Consider the following 20,159-nt stretch of genomic DNA (forward strand, 5'->3'; position numbering starts at 1 on the left):
AGGCAGCGCGCGAGTGCCGCGCGCTGCCTCTCGGGGAACGGTCAGAGGCCGAGCTTGGCGAGATCGTCGACGGTCTTGTCGTTCAGGTCGACGAGCTGGTCGACGATCAGGTTGTGGCCGCTCGGATGCACCACGCCAAGGCCGGGGATCGTCATGCCGTCCTTGATCGGCTGGCCCTTCGCGACCATCGTGCCGAGCGTCACGAACACCTCGCCCGCCTGCTCCGGGTTCCACATGTAGCCGCCCGTCAGCACGCCGTCATGCACGAGGCGACGGCCCTGGCCCGGCGAGAACGGCCCGAGCACGATCACCTTGCCCTTCAACTGGCGCTCGGCCACCGCGCGCGCCGCGCCGATCGGCCCCTGGCTGCCGAATGCCAGGATTGCGCGCAGGTTCGGATGGGCGCGCATCAGGTCGAGCGCCGTCTGCCGCGAGGCGTCGACGTTCTCGGCCACGCCGTAGCGGTCGCCCACCAGCGTCATGCCCGGGTCGTGCGCCTTCAGGTAGGCGATCGCCGCATCGGCCCAGGCGTTGTGCAGCGGCACCGTCAGCGAGCCGACGAACACCGCGTATTCGCCCTTGCCGCCGGTCAGGTCGGCCAGCCGCTTCGCATAGGCCTCGCCGAAGCCCTTGGCCGAGGCGAGTTCGAAATCCCAGTCGGCGTTCTTCTGTTGCGGCGATTCGTGCGTGATCACCTTGATGCCGGCCGCGCGCGCCCGCTGCAGCACCGGCTCCAGCACCTGCGCGTCGTTCGGCACCACGCCGATCACGTCCACGTGCTGCGCGATCAGATCCTCGATCGCGCGCACCTGCAGCGCCGGGTCGGCGCTGGTCGGGCCGACCATGAAGGCCTTCACGCCGAGCTGATCGGCGCGCTTCTTGATGCCCGCCTCCATCGCGTTGAACCACGGAATCCCGCCGACCTTCACCACCACGCCGATCACCGGCTTGTCGGGCGACGCGAGCGCGAGGCCCGTCGTCAGCGCCAGGGCAACCGCACCCGCGCAAAGCGTGCGCATCCAGTTCCTTGCCATGTCTCCTCCATCGAGTGAAGGCCGCGCTCGCCCGGCACGGGCTGGCGGCGTGAATTACATTTTGTTTTCTCTGCTAAATCCATTCAGCAAAGAAAGTTCGTGTATGCTGAATCCATTCAGCGAAGACGGGAAGCACAGGAAAACCCTGATAAGCGCCGCCGAGTCGCGCAGCGGGACCTCACTCATGACCTCCACGCCCAGCAGCAAGAAATCCACCATCTACGACATCGCCAAGGCCACCGGCGCGTCCACCTCCACCGTCAGCATGGTGCTGAACGGCACCTGGGCCCGTTACCGGATCAAGGAGGACACCGCGCGGCGCATCCTCGATTGCGCGCAGGCGCTCGGCTACCACGTCAACCAGAGCGCGCGCGGCCTGCGGCTGTCGCGCTCGGGCCTGGCCGGGATGATCATTCCGCACTACCGCAACCGCTTCTTCGCGGGGCTGGCCGAAACCTTCGAGGAACGCGCCAAGGGCCGCGCGCTGTGCCCGATCGTGGTAGGCACCAAGCGCGATCCGGCGGTCGAGCTGAGCGTGACGAAAACCCTGCTGTCGCAGCGCGTGGAGTTGCTGTTCATCGCCGGGGTGCGCGATCCGGGGCCGCTCAACGCGCTGTGCGCCGATGCCGGCGTGCCGTCGGTGAACCTCGACCTGCCCGGCGACGGCGCGCCGTCGGTGGTGTCCGACAACCGCAGCGGCGCATGCACGCTGACCGACATGCTGCTCGACAAGATGCTGGCGCGCGGCGCGGCGCCCGACGAGTTGCTGCTGCTCGGCGGCATCGCCCACGAATACGCCACCGAGATGCGGATCGCCGGCTTTCGCGACGCGTTCGCCGCGCGCGGCCTGCCGCCGCCCGCGCCCGACGCGATCGATTGCTGCGGTTACGGCCCGGCCGCCACGCGTGAAGCGCTCGCGCGGCGCGTCGCGCAACTCGGCCGCCTGCCGGCCGGCATGCTGATGAATTCGATCACCGCGTTCGAGGGGCTAGTGCAATACGCGGCCGATCTGCCCCTGCCCGAATGGCAGCGCGCCGTGGTGGGCTGTTTCGACTGGGATCCGTTCGCCGTGCATCTGCCGTTCGACGTGACGATGCTGCGGCAGGACGTGCAGACCATGATGGGCGAGGCGTTCGCGCTGGTGGACGCGGCCGCGGCCGGTGGCGGCAGCGTGCATCCGCATCCGAGGATCGTCGTGCCGACGCGCTTCGGCGAGCGGTTCGACACCCACGACGCGGAGCCGTCCGTCGTCGCGCAGGAGCGCTGAGAAAGGCCGCGCCGGGCAGACTACAATAGCGTTTTTCCCGTTCCTTTCAGGAGTAGCAGATGACTGTCGTGACCACCGATTCCGGTCTCAAGTATGAAGAACTGACCGAAGGCACCGGCGACGAAGCCAAGGCCGGCCAATCCGTCACGGTGCACTACACCGGCTGGCTGACCGACGGCCAGAAGTTCGATTCGAGCAAGGATCGCAACGATCCGTTCGTGTTCGTGCTCGGCGGCGGCATGGTCATCAAGGGCTGGGACGAAGGCGTCCAGGGCATGAAGGTCGGCGGTGCGCGCCGCCTGACGATCCCGCCGCAACTCGGCTACGGCGTGCGCGGCGCGGGCGGCGTGATTCCGCCGAACGCCACGCTGGTGTTCGAAGTGGAACTGCTGAAGGTCTGAGGCGGTTTTCGCCGCTTGGCCCGCTGAAGCCCCACCGCTCTCTCATGACCGCCCGCCCTATCGCTCCCTCGCTGTCGCTGCGCCGTTACGGCGTGGACGAAGCCTCGGACATGCACGACTTCCATCAGGTCGTGCTCGGTGTGGCGGGCGAAATGGTGATGTCGGTGGATGGCGTGGCCGAGCGGGTCGACGGCCGTCACGCCTGGCTGATTCCGGCCGGCGCACGGCACGATTACGCGGGCCTCGGCCCGAATCGCCAGTTGGTGCTCGACCTGCCGGTGGCCTCGCTGGCGGTGCCCGAGCGGTTGTTCGCACGCGGCCGGCCGATCGCGGTGGCGCCGGCGCTCGACGCGCTGGTGCACGAGCTGGCCGCGCTCGATACGCTGGGCACCTCGCGCACGGCGCAATGGCAGGCTGCCGCGCGGCTCTGCGACGCACTGGTCGGCATGCCGGGCGATACGGTGGCCAACAACCTTGCCGGCCTCGATTTCGCGCGCATCGACCGCTGGTTGCGCGCGCGCCTCGCCGAACCGTTGCGCGTGGCAGATCTGGCCGCGCATTGCGGCTTCGGCCTGCGGCGCTTCCATCAGGTGTTCGTCGAAGCGTTCGGCGAAACACCGCATCGCTATCTGCTGAAGCTGCGGCTCGATACGGCCGTGCTGCTGCTCGCCGATCCACGGCGCGCGCTGGCCGACATCGCGGCCGACGTCGGCTTCGCCGATCAGAGCGCGCTCACGCACGCGTTCACGCGCCGCTTCGGCATCGCGCCGGGGCAGTGGCGGGCCGGGCGGCATTGAAGCCCTGGGGCCTCCCCGCTCACCCCAACCGAATCGCCTCGTCATACACGCTCGCCACGCGCCGCGCGATCACCGCGTTGTCGAAATGCTCGCGCGCATAACGGCGGCATTCATCCGAATCGGGCAGCTTGCGCTGGCCCGACAGCGCCTCCGACACGCCCTCGGCGATCGCCTCCACGCCCGTGCCGCGCAGCACCAGCTCCTGCGACAGCCCCGACACGGCTTCCGGCAAGCCACCCACCGGCGTGACCAGCACCGGCGTACCCGAGGCCAGCGATTCCACCGTGATCAGCCCGAAGCCTTCCAGCGCGACGGTCGGCACCACGCTGAGCGTGGCCGCGCGATACAGCGCGGCCAGATGCGCATCGGGCACGAAACCGAGCAGCTTCACGTGATCCTCCAGGCCGGCATCGTCGATACGCTGCTGCAGTTCCTCCGCGAGCCGCCCCTTGCCGGCGATCAGCAGCAGCACGTCGGGATGACGGCGGCGCACCACGTCCACGGCGGCGATCAGATCCTCTAGCCCCATGCGCCGCACCAGCCGCCGCACCGCCAGGATGATCGGCCGGCCCTGCGGCAGTTGCAGCTTCTGGCGCGCCTCGGCCTGCGTGATCGGCAGGTCGAACTGCGCGGTGTCCACGCAGCCCGGCACGATCCGCACCTTGTCCTGGGCAATGCCGTAGCGCGAAGTCAGGATCTCGGCGAACGCGCTGGACAGCACGATCAGCCGCGACGAGCGCGCGTACACCGTCTGTTCGAGATAGCGCTTGGCGCGCTGGCCGAGCGAATCGGCGCCCTCCACCTGGCTCTCGTCGGCCCACGGCCCCTGGAAATGCGACACCTGCGGAATGCCGCGCATGACGTCGAGCCCCGGGAACGTATAGAGCGCGAAGTGCGACGACACCACGTCGGGCCGCTCGCGGCTCACTACCTCGCGCAGCGCGCGGCGCGCGGCCATCATGCGGCGCGGCAGCGATTGCGAGGCCGGACCGAAGCCGCGGATCGCGCCGTCGGTATCGGCCGCGACGCGGCCCGAGCCGGCCACCACGCCGCGCACCGCGACGCCCGCGCCCGGCAGCGCGCCCACCAGCGAGTAGTACATGCGGTCGAGGCCGCCGGCGCGTTCGGGGAACCAGTGCATGCCGATCTGCAGCGACTTGATGCCGGTCGATTGGGGAAGTGTGCTCATTACAAAGGCTCCTGCGTGGGGACGGGTCCCGGTCCGGGCCGGGGAGCGGGCCGCGGGCTGGCCGCCGGCACGGCGGCCGTGGCCGGCCCGCCGAGCGCGGACGGTTGGGACAGGGAATTCAGTTGGCGGTACAGCGCCAGGTATTGCGCGCCCATCTGCGACCAGCCGAAGTCGTTCATCAGCGTGCGCGCGGCGGCGCCCATCTCGCGGCAGCGCTCGCGCGAGCGCGCCAGTTCGCCGATCGCGCCGGCCAGCGCGGCCGGATCGTCGGGGTCGTCGAGCACGATGCCGCAGTCGGCATGGATGATCTCGGCACCGCCCGCCGTGCGCGCCGTGACCACCGGCAGGCCGGCCGCCATCGCCTCCAGCAGCGACAGGCTCATCGCCTCGTAGCGCGACGGAAACACGTAGGCATCCACCGACGACATCAACTGCGGCATGGTCTTCACCAGGCCGAGAAAATGCACGCGCGAGGCAATGCCGAGCGCGCGCGCCTCGTCGGGATACGGGCTGCCCGGCAGGAAGCCGGCCACCGCCAGATGCACATGCTCGGGCAACTGCGTGAGCGCCTTCAACACGGTACCGAGGTTCTTGCGCGGCGTGCGCAGGTCGCCCACGAACAGCAGCATGAACGCGCCTTCGGGCAGCCCGTAGGCCACCCGGTCGGGCCGCGCGCCGCTGAACGCCTGCGCATCCACGCCGTTGTAGATCACGCCGATGCGCGACCCGTCGATGCCGATCCGGCGGATCTCGTCGGCCACCTTGCCCGACACCGCGACGATCGCGCGCGAGCGCCGGTAGGCCCAGCGTTCCAGCACGGTATTGGCGCGCGTGTAGATGTACTGATAGGCCGACCACAGCCCCTTGGTCGGCGAGAACGGGTAATAGCGGCTCGCGAACCAGCCGCCGTGCACGAAGTGCGCGGTGTTGACGTCGGCGCGCACCCACGAAATGAAGCCGTTCACGTGCAGCACGTCGAATTCGTTGCGATGGCGGTTGATCCACAGCGCGCTCTTGAGCGCGAACACCTGCTGGCGCAGCAGGTTGCTCGGCCAGAACCGCGCCGGCTGTACCGGAATCCAGCGCACCCGCGGATGGTCGAGCAATTCCTGCGCGACGTGCGATGCGATCAGCGTCACCTCGCATTGCTCGGCAAGCGCCGCCCGGGCAATTTCGTAGTTGACGCGCCCTTGTCCGTCGTTGTGACGAACCGTATGCGTGACGATGGCTATTCTCACAGTCCTGCTCCCCGTATGCGTTTGGCGGCCGCGCGCTGGATTTTTTGCCAATGTGACGCGGCCAGGATCGAAAACAAACTCATGAACAGCAACAAGCCTCCCGTGCCGATCAGGGAATTCGTGAACACCAGCATCGCGAAGATCGAGATCGCGAGGCTCACGCAGGCCGCTACATATTTATCGTCGCGCATCCGGAACGACACGCGCAGCGCACGTGCGAGCAGCCACAACGTGCCGGCCAGATAGAGCAGCGAACCGGGCCAGCCGAGCACGAACGGCACGTTCATCACGCCGCTGTCGAAGCTGCCGTACTTGCCGAGTTCGCCGCTGTCGCTCGACAGCTTGGTGGACGCACCGGTGGCGCCCATGCCCTCGCCCGACACGTCGGTGAACGCGGTCTGGGCGAAGCTGGCGTAGAACTTGTTGCGGTCGTCGTAGCTGCGGTCGTCCTTCAGATTCGTGATCGACTGGAGCCGCTGGCCAAGGCGGTCGGCCACCGGCCCCACCGTCAAGAGCGGCACCGACAGCCCGGCCAGCACCATCGCGCCCACCAGCATGCGCACCCGCACGCGGTTCGACGATTTGGCGAGCTGCACGATCAGCGCGATCACCCAGCCGCCCCAGGTGGAACGCACCAGGCACAACATGAACGCGATGAAGCCGGCCGCACCGGCCAGCCAGCGCACCCGCTGGGTGGCTGCCAGCATGAACACCAGCGCGCCCATCATCGCGAACGCGAACGGCCCCGACGAATTCATCGTGCTGAACACGCGCACGCCGTACGGCACCGGCTCGCCCTGCGAGGCCATCTGCGAGCCGACCATCCACAGCACGTCCCAGGCCGGCATGATGAAGAACTGCACCATCCCGTAACCGCCCATCACCAGCATCCCCCAGACGAAGGTGGAGACGATGGTGTCGCGGTATTCGGGGTAATCGCGCGCGTTCACGGCGATGTGGAAACCGATCAGGATCGGGTAGACCCAGTTGGCCAGGTCGTAGGTGGCGGCCAGCAGCCCCGACGACACCAGCCCGACGAAATACGCATAGGCCAGGCCGAGCAGCATCATCAGCATCGGCAGGCCGCGCCGCTGCGCGAGCACGCGGTAATGGCGGATCAGGCCGAGCCCGCAGATCATCGTCACGGCCAGCGGCGCGATTTGAATCAGGCTGGTGGGCGTGTATGCCCCGCGCGACCAGTCGGCGAGCCGCCGCACCTCGGGCGCGAGGAACCACAGCCACCAGACGAAGCCCACGTAGCGCGCCGGGCTGCGGAAATACAGCCACAGGCCGGTAGCGATCGACAGCGCCGGAAACGCGAGCGTCAGGATCGAGCCCTGGTGCGCGAGGATCAGCAAACCGGTCAAGGTCCACAGGCCGGCCTGCGCGGCCCAGTGCTTCGGCTCGGCCCCGAACCGGCGCTTGCGGCGCTTGGCCGGCCGGCGCATGCCGACCGGCGGCGGCTGCGGCGGGGCCGGCGGCCCGACGGGCGGTTGGGACGGAAAGGCGGGCGTACTCATGATCCGGCGCGCCTCAGTTCGAGGTGGTGCGCGAATCGGCGAGCGGCAGCGGCGCCGCGCCGTCGGCCGTCGCGGCGCGCCCGCGTTGCAGCAGCTCGCGCGTGATCCGCACGTGCTGCGCGGCGAACGCCTCGGTGCTCAGGTCGCGCTCGACGAGCCGGGAGGAGGCCGCCTGCGCCTGCGCCAGCGCACGGGCCGGCTGCGCCAGCATGCGATCGGCCGCGCCGCGCATCGCGCCGGCATCGAACGCCGGCACGTAGGCCGCGCAATCGGTCGGGAAATAGTCGCGCAGGCCGCCCACGTCGCTGACGATCATCGGCTTGCCGACCGCCGCCGCCTCCAGCATCACGGTAATGCCCGACGCATGATGGTTGGGCCGCAGCGGCACCACGATCACGTCGGCCCAGTCGTAGAACGCGCGCTGCTGCGCCATGCCCGACACCGAGGCGATCTCGACGTTGTCGCGATGCAGCGCCGGGGGAATCCGGCGCCGCGTGGCGAGCTTGACCTGGTAGCGCGGCAGGCCGCCGAACGCCTCGATCAGCGTGGTCCAGTCGCGGTCGCGATCGTTGCCGATCGCGGCGATCCGCAGCGGCCGGTTCGGCGTCCAGCTTTCGGGCCGGCGCACCGGGAAATCCTGCAGGTTGAGGCCGTAATAGACCTGCACGGCGTCGCGTTGCAGGTAGTCACGGCACAGCACGGCGTTGTCGCGCGCGAGCGTGGTCAGCACGTCGGCGCGCGCGAGCAGCTTGCGGTAGACCCAGCGGCGCAGCGCGCCGAACTGCGGCCAGCGGTCGAGCAGCCACACGCTCTGCGCGAGCAGGCGCGGGTGCGTGCCGCGCTCGCCGGCCAGCTTGAGAATCAGCGCGGCGGCCAGGTGCTCCTGCTCGGTGTGCGTCCAGATCACGTCGGCGGCCAGCAGCGCCTCGCGGTTGCGCCAGGCGTGGATCGCGTCGAAGCCGAGCGCGGCCTTCAGCGCGCGGCGCGCGAGGCTGACCGGGCGCGATTCGCGGCCGTCGCGCGAATAGCTCATCGCGAACTCGTCGGAGGCCGCGTGGTGATAGCCATACAGGCAGCCGATGTTGTCGCCGGCGCGGTAGGTACGCGGGTCGGCGCCATGAAACAGATGAACGTGGACCTGGGTGGCGGTCATGCAAAGCTCCGGGTGCGTGATTCGGGATGCGTGCGCGAGGCGAGTGGTTCGGAGGGTTCGGGCGGCTTGGGCACCGTGCCTCAGGCCGCCGCCAGCGGGCCGCCGGACGGCGCGGCGCGGCGGGCCGCCTGCGCGCCCTCGCGCACCGCGCGCCAGCGTTCGCGCACGCGCTCGCCGCGCGACGAGCCGATCGACAGCAGCACGTGCGCGAAACCCGGATACACGCGCGTGCCGACCAGCGCGTACCACCACCAGGCGATCTCGCGCTTGGGCGCCGGCAGGTGATCGCGCAGCGTCAGGTGCAGGTTGTAGGCGGCGTTGACGATCGCGCTGCGCGAGGCGGCGTCGCGCCGGTCCTCGTCGAAGCGCTCGGCCGGGTAGTGATCCACCGCCACGGCCGGGTCGTACACCAGCTTCCAGCCGCGCCGCTTGACGGCCATGCTGAACGCCATGTCGTTGTGGGTCTGCGCACCGGCGCCGCGCAGGCGCGTGTCGAAGCGCAGCCCGGCGATCGCGGCGCGCCGGTAGATCATGTTGGCGCCCTTGAGCATGTCCACCTCGCGCGCGTCGCCCGCGCCGAGATGGTGGTTACCGATCAGCTTGCCCGACAGCGTCACGCGGCCCACCACGGGCTGCTCGCCGTCCACCACCCGGCCCTTCTCGTGCACCCAGTCGCGGCCGCCGAGCGCGCCGAGCTTCGCGTCGCCCGCGAACGCGGCGTCGATCCGTTCGAGCCAGTCGGGATGCGGCGCGGCGTCGTCGTCGGTGATCGCGACCACGTCGCCCGATGCCGTGTCGAGCCCCAGGTTCAGCGCGGCCACCTGCCCGCCCACCTCCACCGGCGCGATCACCAGCGGCAGCGCGCCGCGCACGCGCGGGTCGGCCAGGCATTCGTGGGTCGCGTCGTCCTCGGGGCGCGCCACCACGATCACCTGATCGGGGGCGCGGCGCTGACGCTGCAACGCGTTCAGGCAGCGGGCGAGATCGGCGGGACGCCGGTAGGTCGGAACCAGTACGGAAAGTTTCATCGGTGCTTCACCTCGTCGTCTTGGGCCGGGGCGCTCGCGCGCCTCAGGCATTCAGATATTCGTGGACCGACGCGTAGCCGCGCCCGTAGCCCCGCGCGCGCGCCGGCACGCCGTTGAAGATGCCGCCCTGCAGATGCACGCCGGCCGTGCGCAGGCGCTTGATCGAATCGCTGATCTCGCCCTCGGTATGCATGCCCGAGCGCAGCACCAGGAAGGTCGCGCCGGCCAGCACGCCGAACAGCGTGGCGTCGGTCACGGCCAGGATCGGCGGCGAATCGACGATCACGGCGTCGTAGCGCTTGCCGAGGCCATCCAGATACAGCGCGAGGCGCGGCGACATCAGCAGCTCCGACGGGTTCGGCGGGCGCTGGCCGGTCGGGATGAACGACAGCCCCGGCACCTGCGTCTCGCGGATCGCATCCTCCAGCGCCACCTGCCCGCTCAACAGCTCCGACAGCCCGTTGCGGCGCGACACGCCGAAGTAGCGGTCGAGCGCGCCACGGCGCATGTCGGCGTCAATCAGCAGCACGCGCTTGCCCGAATGGGCCAGCAGCGCGGCCAGGTTGACGGTCAGGAAGCTCTTGCCGATGCCGGGCGTCGGGCCGGTCAGCACCATCACGCGGTTCTTCGCGTCCATCAGCGCGAACTGCATGGCGGTACGCAGGCTGCGCAGGCTCTCGACGCTGAGATCCTTGGGCCGCGCGACGGCCAGGATCGGCCGCATGTCGCTGCCGCTCTTCTGCGCGGCGGCGTCGAGCTTCTCGAGTTCGACGCTTCTCGGCACGAGGCCGTACATCGGCAGGTTGAACATGCGCTCGACGCGCTCCGGATCCTCGATGCCCTTGAACAGGCTGCGGCGCAGGAACACCACGCCGGTGCCGACGATCAGGCCCAGAATCACGGCCGCCGACAGGATCAGCGCCTTCTTCGGCTTGACCGGCACGCCGGGGCGCAGCGCGGCGTCGACCAGGCGGATGTTGCCGCCCGTGCCGGCGCGCTGCACCGACAGCTCCTGCACGCGGTTCAGCAGCAGCACGTAGATGTCCTCGGCCACCTTGGCGTTGCGTTGCAGCGCCACGGCCTTGACCTCGGTGGCCGGCAGGCTGCGGAACTTGTCGGCGTACTTGTCGCGTTCCTTTTCCAGCTGCGAGAGCTGCTGGTTGGCCGCGATCACCATCGGGTGCTCGGGCGTGAAGCGCTGGCTCAGGGAGGCGATCTGCAGGCGCTGCGCGGCGATCTGCTGCTCGTACTGCACGCTGCCTTCCAGGTAGACCTTCGCCTCGTCGCTCGCGTTGATCGAGCCCGACGTGCTCTGGTATTCGGTCAGCGCGGCCTCGGCACGTTCCAGGTCCGATTTCAGGCGCGGCTCCTCGCTCTTGAGGAAGTCCAGCATCTTGTTGGCTTCGGCCTGCTTGCTGACCACGTGCTGGTTCAGGTACGACTGCGCGAGCGCGTTGGCGATCATCGCCGTCTGGTCCGGGTCCTTGCCTTCGAGCGAGATCTGGATCACGCCCGTCTGCTTGCCCTGCTCGGCCACCTGGATGCCCGCCTGGAACGCCGTGATCGCGTCCAGATCGTTCTGGCGCACCACCGTGAACTGCGTGCCCGGACGCGCCACCAGCTTCGACACCGTCAGCGCCACGCCGTTGCCCTCGGCGCGCTCGCCCACGCGGCCGCGCAGCAGCAGGCCGCCGTTCGGATCGGTCAGCGAATACGCGCCGCCCTCGCCGGCCGTCAGCGTCAGTTGCTTGCCTTCGAGCGACTGGGTCACGTCGATCGAATCGACCGCGGCCGCCTCGCCGCCCCAGGCGTACGACTTCATGCCGAACCACGGCGCGGCGAGCTTGCCCGGCGTGGCCACGCGCGCGGCGATCGCGCCGAAAAACGGCAGCGTCTTCGGCGAGACCGAGAAGTTCAGCTTGCACTGCTCGACCACTGGGCCGACCACGCCGCGGCTCTTGATGATCTCGATCTCGGCGTCGGTGGCGGGCGAACTCGGGCCGCTGTTGATCACCGCGCCGGTCTGCGTCTGCGTGAGCGCCTGCGTGGTGTTGTCGGAGGCCTCGACACGCACGTGCGCATCGGCCGAATACACCGGCTTCGCGAGGTAGCAATAGACGCCCGCGAGCGCTATCACCACCGCGGCGATACCGAGCAGCAGCCAGATGTCGTCGAGCACGACCTGGATCAACTGGCCGAGGACGACGTCTTCCTCGTCCGGCTTCGCGGCCAGATCCGCGTAGGGATGTTTGACTTGCGTATTCACGATGGCTATCCGCCTCAGGTTCGGTGGGCCGGCGTCGGGCGACGCCGGCCACGCCAGATCAGTGCGTGATCTGCTTCATGTAGTAGACCGACTGGATGGTCGGGAAAATCTGCTGCAGCAGGCGGTTGAACTGCACCGAACCGGCCGTGCCCACGTAGACGACATCGAGCGGCTTCAACTGGAACCGGCTCGACAGCATCAGCGCCTCGGGCTGGGTCATGTCCAGGCGGTAGATGTCGGGGGCGGTCGGGTTGTTCATCATGTCGCGCAGCACGTAGATCTGCCGCGGGTTGGCATCGGTATCGAGCAGCCCGCCGCCGGCCGTCAGCGCATCGGCGATGGTCAGCCGGCCCTTGAGCATCGGCACCGTGACCGGCTGCTTGACCTCGCCCATGATGAACACGCGGCTGTCGGTGCGATCCGGCACGTTGACCACGTCGCCCGGCTGCAGCATCACGTCCTGCGAAGTGTTGCCCTTGTCGAGCATCGCGTTCGCATCGAGCACGTAGTACTGGCCGTGGCGGGTCAGGCGCACGCGCTGCAGGTCGGCCTCGCTGGTGGTGCCGCCCGAGCGCGTGATCGCGTCGACCAGGCGCAGCGGCACGTCGGTGATCGCCAGCGGGCCGGGGGTCTTGACCTCGCCCGTCACCTGCACCTTCTGGCTGCGGTACGACAGCACGCGCAGGTCCACCTGCGGGTTCTTGACGTAGCGCGACAGCTTGGCGGCCAGTTCCTCGCGCACCGATTGCGCGGTGCGGCCGGCCACCAGCAGGCGGCCCACGAACGGGAAGTAGATCGTGCCGTCCGGGCCGACCGTCTGGCCGTACGGGTCGGCCTGGCCCGGCAGCGCGTTGGTGTAGGGCTGCTGCAGCGCGCCGGCGATGGTTTGCGTGGTGTTGCCGCCGGCCGAGAACGACTGCCCTTGCGGCGTGGTCAGTTCCGGGTGATCCCAGACGGTCACGCCGAGGATGTCCTGCGATTCGATCTTGTACACGTACTGGGTCGGGTCCGGGAACAGGTCGGGCGGCAACGGCCGCTGCACCTGCGAGGCGGCCAGCGCCTGCTCGGCCACCAGTTGCGGCGTGATCATGTGGACGTCGTAGTGCGTGTCGGGCATCGCGCCCTTCTCGTCGAGCCGCGACGTGTTCAGGTAGTTGCCGGGCGCGGTCGAGCAGGCCGACAGCAGCGCGGCGATCAGCAGCGGCGCGCAACGCGCCGCGAGGGAGCGCGGAAACAGGCGTGTCAGCATAGTTTGTGCAGCCATCCTTGAACCAGACGTTCGATCAATTCGCAGCTTTCGCGGTAGGCCGCTTCGCTGTGCCCGTGCGGATCGGCGATCTCCGCGTCTTCCCACTTGCCGAGCAGGAACACCTTGCCGCGCGCACACGGGTCGACCGCCTCGATCGCGTCGATCTGGCGGCGCTCGGTGGTCAGCACCAGGTCGGCATCGCGCACGATGGCCTGGCTCAGGCGGCGCGAGCGGTGCGTCGAGGCATCCAGGCCGCGTTCGGCGAGCAGCGCCTGCATCACGGGATCGATGTTGTCGCCGTCGTTCGCGTGGATGCCGGCCGAATGGAAGGCGCAGCGTTCCAGCGCCTCCTGGCCATGCGAGCGGAACAGCATCTCGGCGGTCGGGCTGCGGCACACGTTGGCGTGGCAGACGATCAGCACATTGCGGAACATCGCGTTTTCCTCCTCTGCGTCGGTTGCGCGGCGGCGGCGCTCAGGCGCGCGCCTTGTCGGTGGACGTGCCCACGCGCGCGGCCGGCTTGGCGGCAGCGGCCGGCCGGGCCTGCACCGCGTGCGCGCGGCCGATCGCGTGGTATTCGATGCCGAGCTCGCGCATCGCGAGCGGCTCGTAGAGATTGCGGCCGTCGAAGATCACGGCCGACTTCCAGCGCGCGGCCAGCGCCGCGAAATCGGGGCTCTTGAACGCCTTCCATTCGGTGACGATCACCAGCGCGTCGGCGTCCTGCGCCACCTCGCCGGCCTCGTCGACGAACGTCAGCCGTTCGAGATCGTGCTGGCGCCCGGCCAGGTCGAGCGCCAGCACGCGCTGCGCTTCCCGGGTGGCGACCGGGTCGTAGGCGCGCACACTGGCGCCGCGCGCCAGCAGGTCGGCGATCAGCGCGCGGCTCGGCGCCTCGCGCATGTCGTCGGTGTTCGGCTTGAACGCCAGGCCCCAGACGCCGAACGTGCGGCCCGTCAGGTCCTCGCCGAAGCGCGCCGTGATCTTGCGCGCCAGCACCTGCTTCTGCGCGGCGTTGACGTCCGACACGGCGCGCAGGATCTGCAGCGACTGGCCGCTCGCGTCGGCGGTGCGGATCAGCGCCTCGACGTCCTTCGGGAAGCACGAGCCGCCATAGCCCGCGCCGGCGTACAGGAAGTGATAGCCGATGCGCGGATCGGAGCCGATGCCGCGGCGTACCGCCTCGATGTCGGCGCCCACGCGGTCGGCGAAGTTCGCCAGCTCGTTCATGAACGAGATGCGCGTGGCCAGCATCGCGTTGGCCGCGTACTTGGTGAATTCGGCCGAGCGCACGTCCATGTAGAGCGTGCGGTCGTGATTGCGGTTGAACGGCGCGTACAGCTTCTTCATCAGCTCGCGGGCCTTCTCGCCCGGCACGTCGTCGTCGCAGCCGATCACGATGCGGTCGGGGCGCGCGAAATCGTCCACCGCCGCGCCTTCCTTGAGGAACTCCGGGTTCGACACCACCGAGAACATGGTGTCCACGCCGCGCGCGGCCAGCTCGGCGGCCACCGCCTCGCGCACGCGCTCGGCCGTGCCCACCGGCACCGTCGATTTGTCGACGATCACCTTGAAGCCGGTCATGAACTTGCCGATGTTGCGCGCGGCGGCCAGCACGTATTGCAGGTCGGCCGAGCCGTCCTCGTCGGGCGGCGTGCCCACCGCGATGAACTGCACGTCGCCGTGCGCGACCGCCGAGGCCACGTCGGTCGAGAAGCGCAGGCGGCCCGCGGCGCGGTTGCGCGCGATGATTTCCTTGAGGCCCGGCTCGTGGATCGGCACGCCGCCGTCGTTCAGGACGGCGATCTTCGCGGCGTCCACGTCGAGGCAGAACACGTCGTGGCCGATGTCGGCGAGGCACGCGCCCGTGACGAGTCCCACATAACCGCTGCCGATGATAGTCAGGTTCATTTTTTCAGCCCTTGCGACCGGTGAAGGTCGTTCGCGTTGATCGGAAAAGTGCGGCGGCGCCGGGTGCGGCGCGCCACGGTAAGCGTCAAGCTCAGTACGCGTTGCTGCCGGTGAAGCCCTTCCAGAGCGTCAGCACGACGATCTTGATGTCGAGCCAGAACGACCAGTTCTGCATGTAGTACAGGTCGAGCTTCACGCGGCCGGACATCTTCTCGACGCGGTCGGTTTCGCCGCGAAAGCCGTTGATCTGCGCCCAGCCGGTGATGCCCGGCTTGATGCGGTAGCGGAACATGTAGCCGCGCACCAGATCCTTGTAGATGTCGTCGTGTTCGAGCGCGTGCGGGCGCGGCCCGACCACCGACATCTCGCCCTTCAGCACGTTGATGAACTGCGGCAGTTCGTCGAGGCTGGTGCGGCGCAGGAAGCGGCCCACCGGGGTGATCCGCGCGTCGCCCTTGCGCGCCTGCGTGACCTGCCCCTTCACCTCGTTGTGCATCTTCATCGAGCGGAACTTGTAGATGCGGAACTCGTTGCCGTCGATGCCCTTGCGCGTCTGGCGGAAGAACACCGGGCCGGGCGAGGTCAGCTTCACCATCGCCGCGATCATCAGCATGACCGGCGCCAGCATGGTCAGCGCCGCCAGCGCGAACATCCGGTCGAACACGAACTTCGGCAGAATGCGCACGTCGGTGATCGGCGAGGCCGCCAGGTTGATGGCCGGCACGCCGAGCAGCTCCACCACCTCCTGGTTGAAATACGACAGGCTGCGCACGTCCGGAATCAGCCGGATGTTGACGAAGTCGTGCTGGAACTCGGTCACGATGCGGTGGATCTGCTGCTCCTCGGTGATCGGCAGCGCCAGCCACAGCTCGCGCAGCGCGCGGCCGCGCACCAGCCGCACCAGCTCGGAGAAGCGCCGCTCGACCGGCACGCCCTCGCAATCGCGCGTCTCCACCTGGCCGGTCACGTCGAACACGCACGACGGCGTGAAACCCGCCTCGGGCCGCGCCCGCATCTGCGCGATCAGCCGGCGCGTCACGCCGGTGTCGCCCACGATGCCGACCGCCTTGTGGTTGTAGCCCTCGCGGCGCAGGCTGCGCAGCACCCAGTGCACGCTGGCCTTCGACGCCACCAGCAGCGCGGCGGTGATCACGCCCCAGTAGCCGAGCCACAGCCGCGACAGCTCGCCCGAATGGTGGAAGCTGAAGCTCATCAGGATGCCGGCGCCCTCCACCACGCACCAGGCGCTGGCCACGCGCCACAACAGCGCGCGCACCGGCTTGCCGCGCCAGGATTGGTAGATCCCGAACGCGGGGAAAAACGCGACGATCAGCATGCCGTTGAACAGCACCATCGAACGCTGCAGATCGTCGAGCGCGACGAAGCCGCCGCGATGCAGCGCGGCCGCGATCAGCGCACCCAGCAACGCCATCGCGATATCGATCACTCTCGCCAACACGCTCAACATGGTCGCTCCTTCAGCCTGGACAAATGATCGGGTCGCAGCGCGACACGACACCGTCTCGCTGGCTGCAGGCGCTATTGAAGCGGCAAGAAAATTGTTGCTGCAAGCGCGCAAGTATTTCTAAAAATATTCGGAAAGTTTTGCATTTTTCTGTCGATTTTTTCTGAGCAAATTTTTCCGAATTTAAAGGTGCTTTGCAGGCACCTGAAATCCTCAAAACGCCATGATTTCCTATAAATCAATGACATACAGTTCATTTCATCCTATCTTTTACACTTTTTACGCAGACGAATTTTGATGACGTCACTGACATAATTTTTTATATTTTTACGCCGGACGGCGATCGTGCGGCGCAGCAAAACGCTTTTATCGATTAATTATGTCGTGCTAAAAATATTCGGACCGATCCACCGTCTCGAGGAGTGCCCAATGAACCCTCCGTCCGTCGTCGGCGCCACGCCGAACGTCGTCTCCCCCGCCACGCCCGCTCCCGCCGCCAGCCGCGATGCCGCCACGCCGGCCGCCACCCGCGTGGCCGTGCAGCCGGTCGTGCTGGCGGGCGGTTCCGGCACGCGCCTCTGGCCGATGTCTCGCGAACAGTTCCCGAAGCAGTTGATCGGCTTGCTCGGCAGCGAATCGCTGCTGCAATCGACCACGCGCCGCCTCGAAGGCTACGAGGGCGATCTTCCGGTGTCCGAACGAATTATGGTGGTGTGCGGCGACGATCACCGCTTCACCACGGCCGAGCAACTGCGGCTGGTCGGCAAGGACGCGTCGATCGTGCTCGAACCGTTCGGCCGCGATACCGCCCCGGCGCTGACGATCGCCGCGCTGCGCACGATCGCCGAAAGCGGCGACGCCGTATTGACGGTCATGCCGGCCGACCATGCGGTGGCCGACCTCACGCGCTTCCAGGCCGCCATCGACGCCGCGATCCGCCACGCCGCCCAGGGCCGCATCGCCACCATGGGGATCCTGCCGACCCATGCCGAAACCGGCTTCGGCTACATCCGCGTCGGCCAGAGCGTCGACGACGGCGACAAGCTGGCGGTGCGCAAGCTCGAACGCTTCGTCGAAAAGCCGCACCTCGAACTGGCGCAGCAATATGTCTCGTCGGGCGATTACCTCTGGAACAGCGGCATTTTCGTGGTGCGCGCATCGGTGTGGCTGAAGGCGATCAAGCACTTCCAGCCGCTGATCCACGCGGCCTGCGAACGCGCGGTGGCCAACGGCACCGACGATGGCACGTTCTTCCGCCTGCACCGCGAGAGCTTCGGCGAATCGCCGTCGAACTCGATCGACTACTCGGTCATGGAGCCGCTCGTCAATGCGCCGGAGCTGTGCGAAAGCGTGGTGGTGCCGCTCGATGCAGGCTGGTCGGATGTGGGCTCGTGGGATGCGATCTGGCAGATTTCGGAGAAAGACGACGGCGGCAACGTGGCGCGCGGGCGCGTGATGTTCGAGGGCGCGTCGAACACGTTCGCGCATTCGGAAGGCCGGCTGATCGCCTGCGTCGGCACGCGCGACATGATCGTGGTGGAAACGCCCGACGCGGTGCTGGTGGCCGACAAGGCCAACGTTCAGGACGTCAAGAAGATCGTCAAGCAACTGAAGGCCGAAGCCGGCGCCGAAGCCACCAACCATCGCAAGGTGCATCGCCCGTGGGGGCATTACGATTCGGTCGACATGGGCGAGCGCTTCCAGGTCAAGCGGATCGTCGTGAAGCCGGGCGCGCAGCTTTCGCTGCAGATGCATCACCATCGCGCCGAGCACTGGATCGTGGTGAGCGGCACGGCGCGCATCACGCGCGGCGACGAAACCTTCCTGCTGTCGGAAAACGAATCGACCTATATCCCGCTCGGCACCACGCATCGGCTCGACAACCCGGGCAAGATGCCGCTCGAACTGATCGAGGTGCAATCGGGTTCGTATCTGGGCGAGGACGACATCGTCCGCTTCGACGATACGTACGGCCGAGGCTGACGCGCGGCGGCTCGATGCCGCGTTGAATCGAACACGAAGGTCCACCACGCGGCGGCCTGCTGCGTACCGGCAAGGTACGTGGCGGGCCGCCGCGTTTTTGTTTGGGTGTGCGTAGTTTCTGCGTTAGCGGTTCAGCATCCTGGCGGGTGAAGAAGCGCCGGCTGCATGAAAAACGCCGACGGCCCGAAGGCGCCGGCGTGTGGCCCATCATGCTCCGCGACGGAGCCGCCTGAGAAAGCGCGGCAGCCCGGTGCGATTTATCCGATCTGGTAGGCGAATTCGCGGTGCGGCAGGTCCAGCGAACGCGCCGCAGCCTCACCCAATTCGTCTTCGGTGGGATTCAGGCGTTCAGAGCCGAAGTGGCGGATGTTGTTGCGGTCGTTCGGCACGAGCGTCGACAGCGTGGCGAGCGCGGCCGACACCGGGTGCACGGTGCGCAGCTTCGGCAGCGACACCGGCTCGTGATTCGCGAGCGGCACCGAGGCCGGTGCGGCCACCGTCGCGGCCGGCAGCTCGGCGTCCGCCTCGAGCACGCGGTGCTGGTCGACCCAGTCGCGCGCCCAGGCGATCGCGAAACGCTCGGCCGCCTCGGGGTCGGAGAAGCGCGGGCCGATCAGGCCCGAGCGTTCGACACGGCGGCCGTCCTGCGCGATCTCGGCCCAGGCGCGATACATCATGTTCTGCACCGGCTGCGCGGTGCCGTACAGCGTGAAGCCACAGTACGGCTCCGATTGCGGCGCGACGGTCGCGAAACGCACCGACACGGGCCGCGGATGCTCACCCTCCGCATTCGCTTCGGATTCCGCAGGATTGGCGGCACGCGCGGCCGGCTCGGCCTGCAGCGCCACGGCGGCGGCCTGCACGGGCGGCAGCAGTTGCGCGAGTTGCCGCGCTGCGGGTTGCGGCTGCACGGCCAACGGCGCGGGCGGCTCGATCGACGCGGCCACCGGTGCTTCGCGCACCGTCTGACGCATGCCGGCTTCGTCTTCCTCGTCGCACCAGGTGTCGGCCTCGGCCACCGGCAGGCGCCACGATTCGGGGTTCTGCCAGAACACGCCGCGCAGCCGATCGTTATTGACGACCGGCTCGTCGCTCGCGGCAGGCACCACGAGTTCGGGCGGCGGCGGCGGCACGTAGGCGAACGTGCGGCGGCTCATGTCGGTCAGCATCGCGACCATCTCGCCGAGCGTGCCGCTTGCCAGCCATTCCTCGAAACGGCGGCGGCAGGTGGGGCCGGACGGATAGCGGCCCGGCAGCTTGGACCAGGGTTCGCCGGTGGTCAGAATCCACAGGATCGCGTTCGCCACCACGCGCGTTTCCGCGCGCGGGCGCCCGCGACGATTCAGCCGGATCGGCTCGTCCGCGATCAGCGTCGATACGCGTGTCCATTCTTCATCGTTCAGCTCATCGAAGAACATAGATATCTCCACACGCAGCCGGGCCGGGGCTGCGATCGGGGCGACACGACCGTGTGGCATGCACGATCATGGCCGGGTTGCACATTGGACGATTACCGGGTGTGCCGTACCGATGCATTGCGCACTGAAGCGGTGCTGCAATTCACGGCATCGATGCACGAAACCCCTTTCGCTATGGGATGCGGAATTTAATGTGCATGAAGCATACCACCATCAGGGTTTGCCTCAATATGACAATCT

16 protein-coding genes are annotated in these 20,159 nt (G+C 68.3%); 4 read left to right on the forward strand and 12 right to left on the reverse strand.

Annotation, left to right across the window (positions count from 1 at the left end; all coding sequences use genetic code 11):
* Positions 1–41: 41 nt before the first annotated feature.
* Positions 42–1,034: a substrate-binding domain-containing protein gene (locus AB4850_RS11195; RefSeq protein WP_414439876.1), complete on the reverse strand. Its 993-nt coding sequence runs from the start codon at positions 1,032–1,034 to the stop codon at positions 42–44.
* A gap of 184 nt (positions 1,035–1,218) precedes the next feature.
* Here AB4850_RS11195 and AB4850_RS11200 point away from each other — a divergent pair, with 184 nt between their 5' ends.
* The 3 genes from AB4850_RS11200 to AB4850_RS11210 are packed head-to-tail and all read left to right on the forward strand — an operon-like array spanning position 1,219 to position 3,499.
* On the forward strand, positions 1,219–2,301 hold the full coding sequence (locus tag AB4850_RS11200; RefSeq protein WP_414439877.1) for a LacI family DNA-binding transcriptional regulator: 1,083 nt from the start codon (positions 1,219–1,221) through the stop codon (positions 2,299–2,301).
* A gap of 59 nt (positions 2,302–2,360) precedes the next feature.
* Positions 2,361–2,702, forward strand: a complete 342-nt coding sequence (locus AB4850_RS11205) for an FKBP-type peptidyl-prolyl cis-trans isomerase (protein WP_414439878.1) — start codon at positions 2,361–2,363, stop codon at positions 2,700–2,702.
* 44 nt (positions 2,703–2,746) lie between these two features.
* The gene (locus AB4850_RS11210) at positions 2,747–3,499 is read left to right on the forward strand and encodes a helix-turn-helix domain-containing protein (RefSeq protein WP_414439879.1); all 753 of its coding nucleotides are present in this window, start codon (positions 2,747–2,749) and stop codon (positions 3,497–3,499) included.
* Positions 3,500–3,518: 19 nt separating this feature from the next.
* On the opposite strand, the gene AB4850_RS11215 is transcribed toward AB4850_RS11210, so the two are convergent.
* From AB4850_RS11215 to AB4850_RS11260, 10 genes are all read right to left on the reverse strand, one after another.
* Complete coding sequence (locus tag AB4850_RS11215; RefSeq protein WP_414439880.1) at positions 3,519–4,688, reverse strand: glycosyltransferase family 4 protein; 1,170 nt, start codon at positions 4,686–4,688, stop codon at positions 3,519–3,521.
* Positions 4,688–5,926, reverse strand: a complete 1,239-nt coding sequence (locus AB4850_RS11220; RefSeq protein WP_414439881.1) for a glycosyltransferase family 4 protein — start codon at positions 5,924–5,926, stop codon at positions 4,688–4,690. The genes AB4850_RS11215 and AB4850_RS11220 overlap by 1 nt, the downstream gene beginning before the upstream one ends.
* The gene (locus tag AB4850_RS11225) at positions 5,923–7,374 is read right to left on the reverse strand and encodes an O-antigen ligase family protein (protein ID WP_414442009.1); all 1,452 of its coding nucleotides are present in this window, start codon (positions 7,372–7,374) and stop codon (positions 5,923–5,925) included. The genes AB4850_RS11220 and AB4850_RS11225 overlap by 4 nt, the downstream gene beginning before the upstream one ends.
* Positions 7,375–7,459: 85 nt before the next feature.
* A complete protein-coding gene (locus tag AB4850_RS11230; protein WP_414439882.1) occupies positions 7,460–8,599 on the reverse strand; it encodes a glycosyltransferase in 1,140 nt (379 codons plus the stop codon).
* An 80-nt stretch (positions 8,600–8,679) separates the two neighbouring features.
* Positions 8,680–9,627 carry a glycosyltransferase family 2 protein gene (locus AB4850_RS11235; RefSeq protein ID WP_414439883.1) on the reverse strand — a complete coding sequence of 316 codons (948 nt, stop codon included), beginning with the start codon at positions 9,625–9,627 and terminating at the stop codon, positions 8,680–8,682.
* Between the two features lie 43 nt (positions 9,628–9,670).
* Complete coding sequence (locus AB4850_RS11240) at positions 9,671–11,896, reverse strand: polysaccharide biosynthesis tyrosine autokinase (protein ID WP_414442010.1); 2,226 nt, start codon at positions 11,894–11,896, stop codon at positions 9,671–9,673.
* Between the two features lie 55 nt (positions 11,897–11,951).
* Entirely contained in the window at positions 11,952–13,130 is a 1,179-nt protein-coding gene (locus AB4850_RS11245; RefSeq protein ID WP_414442011.1) for a polysaccharide biosynthesis/export family protein, read from the reverse strand.
* A 5-nt stretch (positions 13,131–13,135) separates the two neighbouring features.
* Entirely contained in the window at positions 13,136–13,576 is a 441-nt protein-coding gene (locus AB4850_RS11250; protein ID WP_414439884.1) for a low molecular weight protein-tyrosine-phosphatase, read from the reverse strand.
* Positions 13,577–13,616: 40 nt separating this feature from the next.
* A complete protein-coding gene (locus tag AB4850_RS11255) occupies positions 13,617–15,053 on the reverse strand; it encodes a UDP-glucose dehydrogenase family protein (protein WP_414439885.1) in 1,437 nt (478 codons plus the stop codon).
* A 91-nt stretch (positions 15,054–15,144) separates the two neighbouring features.
* Positions 15,145–16,521 carry an undecaprenyl-phosphate glucose phosphotransferase gene (locus AB4850_RS11260; RefSeq protein ID WP_414439886.1) on the reverse strand — a complete coding sequence of 459 codons (1,377 nt, stop codon included), beginning with the start codon at positions 16,519–16,521 and terminating at the stop codon, positions 15,145–15,147.
* Between the two features lie 426 nt (positions 16,522–16,947).
* On the opposite strand from AB4850_RS11260, the gene AB4850_RS11265 reads away from it, so the two are divergent.
* Positions 16,948–18,501: a mannose-1-phosphate guanylyltransferase/mannose-6-phosphate isomerase gene (locus AB4850_RS11265; RefSeq protein ID WP_414439887.1), complete on the forward strand. Its 1,554-nt coding sequence runs from the start codon at positions 16,948–16,950 to the stop codon at positions 18,499–18,501.
* A gap of 257 nt (positions 18,502–18,758) precedes the next feature.
* Here the strand turns inward: AB4850_RS11265 and AB4850_RS11270 are convergent, their stop codons facing one another.
* Positions 18,759–19,919: a transposase gene (locus tag AB4850_RS11270; RefSeq protein ID WP_414439888.1), complete on the reverse strand. Its 1,161-nt coding sequence runs from the start codon at positions 19,917–19,919 to the stop codon at positions 18,759–18,761.
* Between the last annotated feature and the right edge of the window lie 240 nt (positions 19,920–20,159).

Source organism: Burkholderia sp. 22PA0106, assembly GCF_047497155.1.
Lineage (GTDB): Bacteria > Pseudomonadota > Gammaproteobacteria > Burkholderiales > Burkholderiaceae > Burkholderia.

Bases quoted from the DNA above. Each gene is read 5' to 3' on its own strand.
- AB4850_RS11270 (WP_414439888.1), bottom strand. From the start codon at position 19,919: ATGTTCTTCGATGAGCTGAACGATGAAGAATGGACACGCGTATCGACG.
- AB4850_RS11260 (WP_414439886.1), bottom strand. From the start codon at position 16,521: ATGTTGAGCGTGTTGGCGAGAGTGATCGATATCGCGATGGCGTTGCTG.
- AB4850_RS11200 (WP_414439877.1), top strand. From the start codon at position 1,219: ATGACCTCCACGCCCAGCAGCAAGAAATCCACCATCTACGACATCGCC.
- AB4850_RS11250 (WP_414439884.1), bottom strand. From the start codon at position 13,576: ATGTTCCGCAATGTGCTGATCGTCTGCCACGCCAACGTGTGCCGCAGC.
- AB4850_RS11195 (WP_414439876.1), bottom strand. From the start codon at position 1,034: ATGGCAAGGAACTGGATGCGCACGCTTTGCGCGGGTGCGGTTGCCCTG.
- AB4850_RS11210 (WP_414439879.1), top strand. From the start codon at position 2,747: ATGACCGCCCGCCCTATCGCTCCCTCGCTGTCGCTGCGCCGTTACGGC.
- AB4850_RS11215 (WP_414439880.1), bottom strand. From the start codon at position 4,688: ATGAGCACACTTCCCCAATCGACCGGCATCAAGTCGCTGCAGATCGGC.
- AB4850_RS11205 (WP_414439878.1), top strand. From the start codon at position 2,361: ATGACTGTCGTGACCACCGATTCCGGTCTCAAGTATGAAGAACTGACC.
- AB4850_RS11225 (WP_414442009.1), bottom strand. From the start codon at position 7,374: ATGCGCCGGCCGGCCAAGCGCCGCAAGCGCCGGTTCGGGGCCGAGCCG.
- AB4850_RS11255 (WP_414439885.1), bottom strand. From the start codon at position 15,053: ATGAACCTGACTATCATCGGCAGCGGTTATGTGGGACTCGTCACGGGC.
- AB4850_RS11230 (WP_414439882.1), bottom strand. From the start codon at position 8,599: ATGACCGCCACCCAGGTCCACGTTCATCTGTTTCATGGCGCCGACCCG.
- AB4850_RS11235 (WP_414439883.1), bottom strand. From the start codon at position 9,627: ATGAAACTTTCCGTACTGGTTCCGACCTACCGGCGTCCCGCCGATCTC.
- AB4850_RS11265 (WP_414439887.1), top strand. From the start codon at position 16,948: ATGAACCCTCCGTCCGTCGTCGGCGCCACGCCGAACGTCGTCTCCCCC.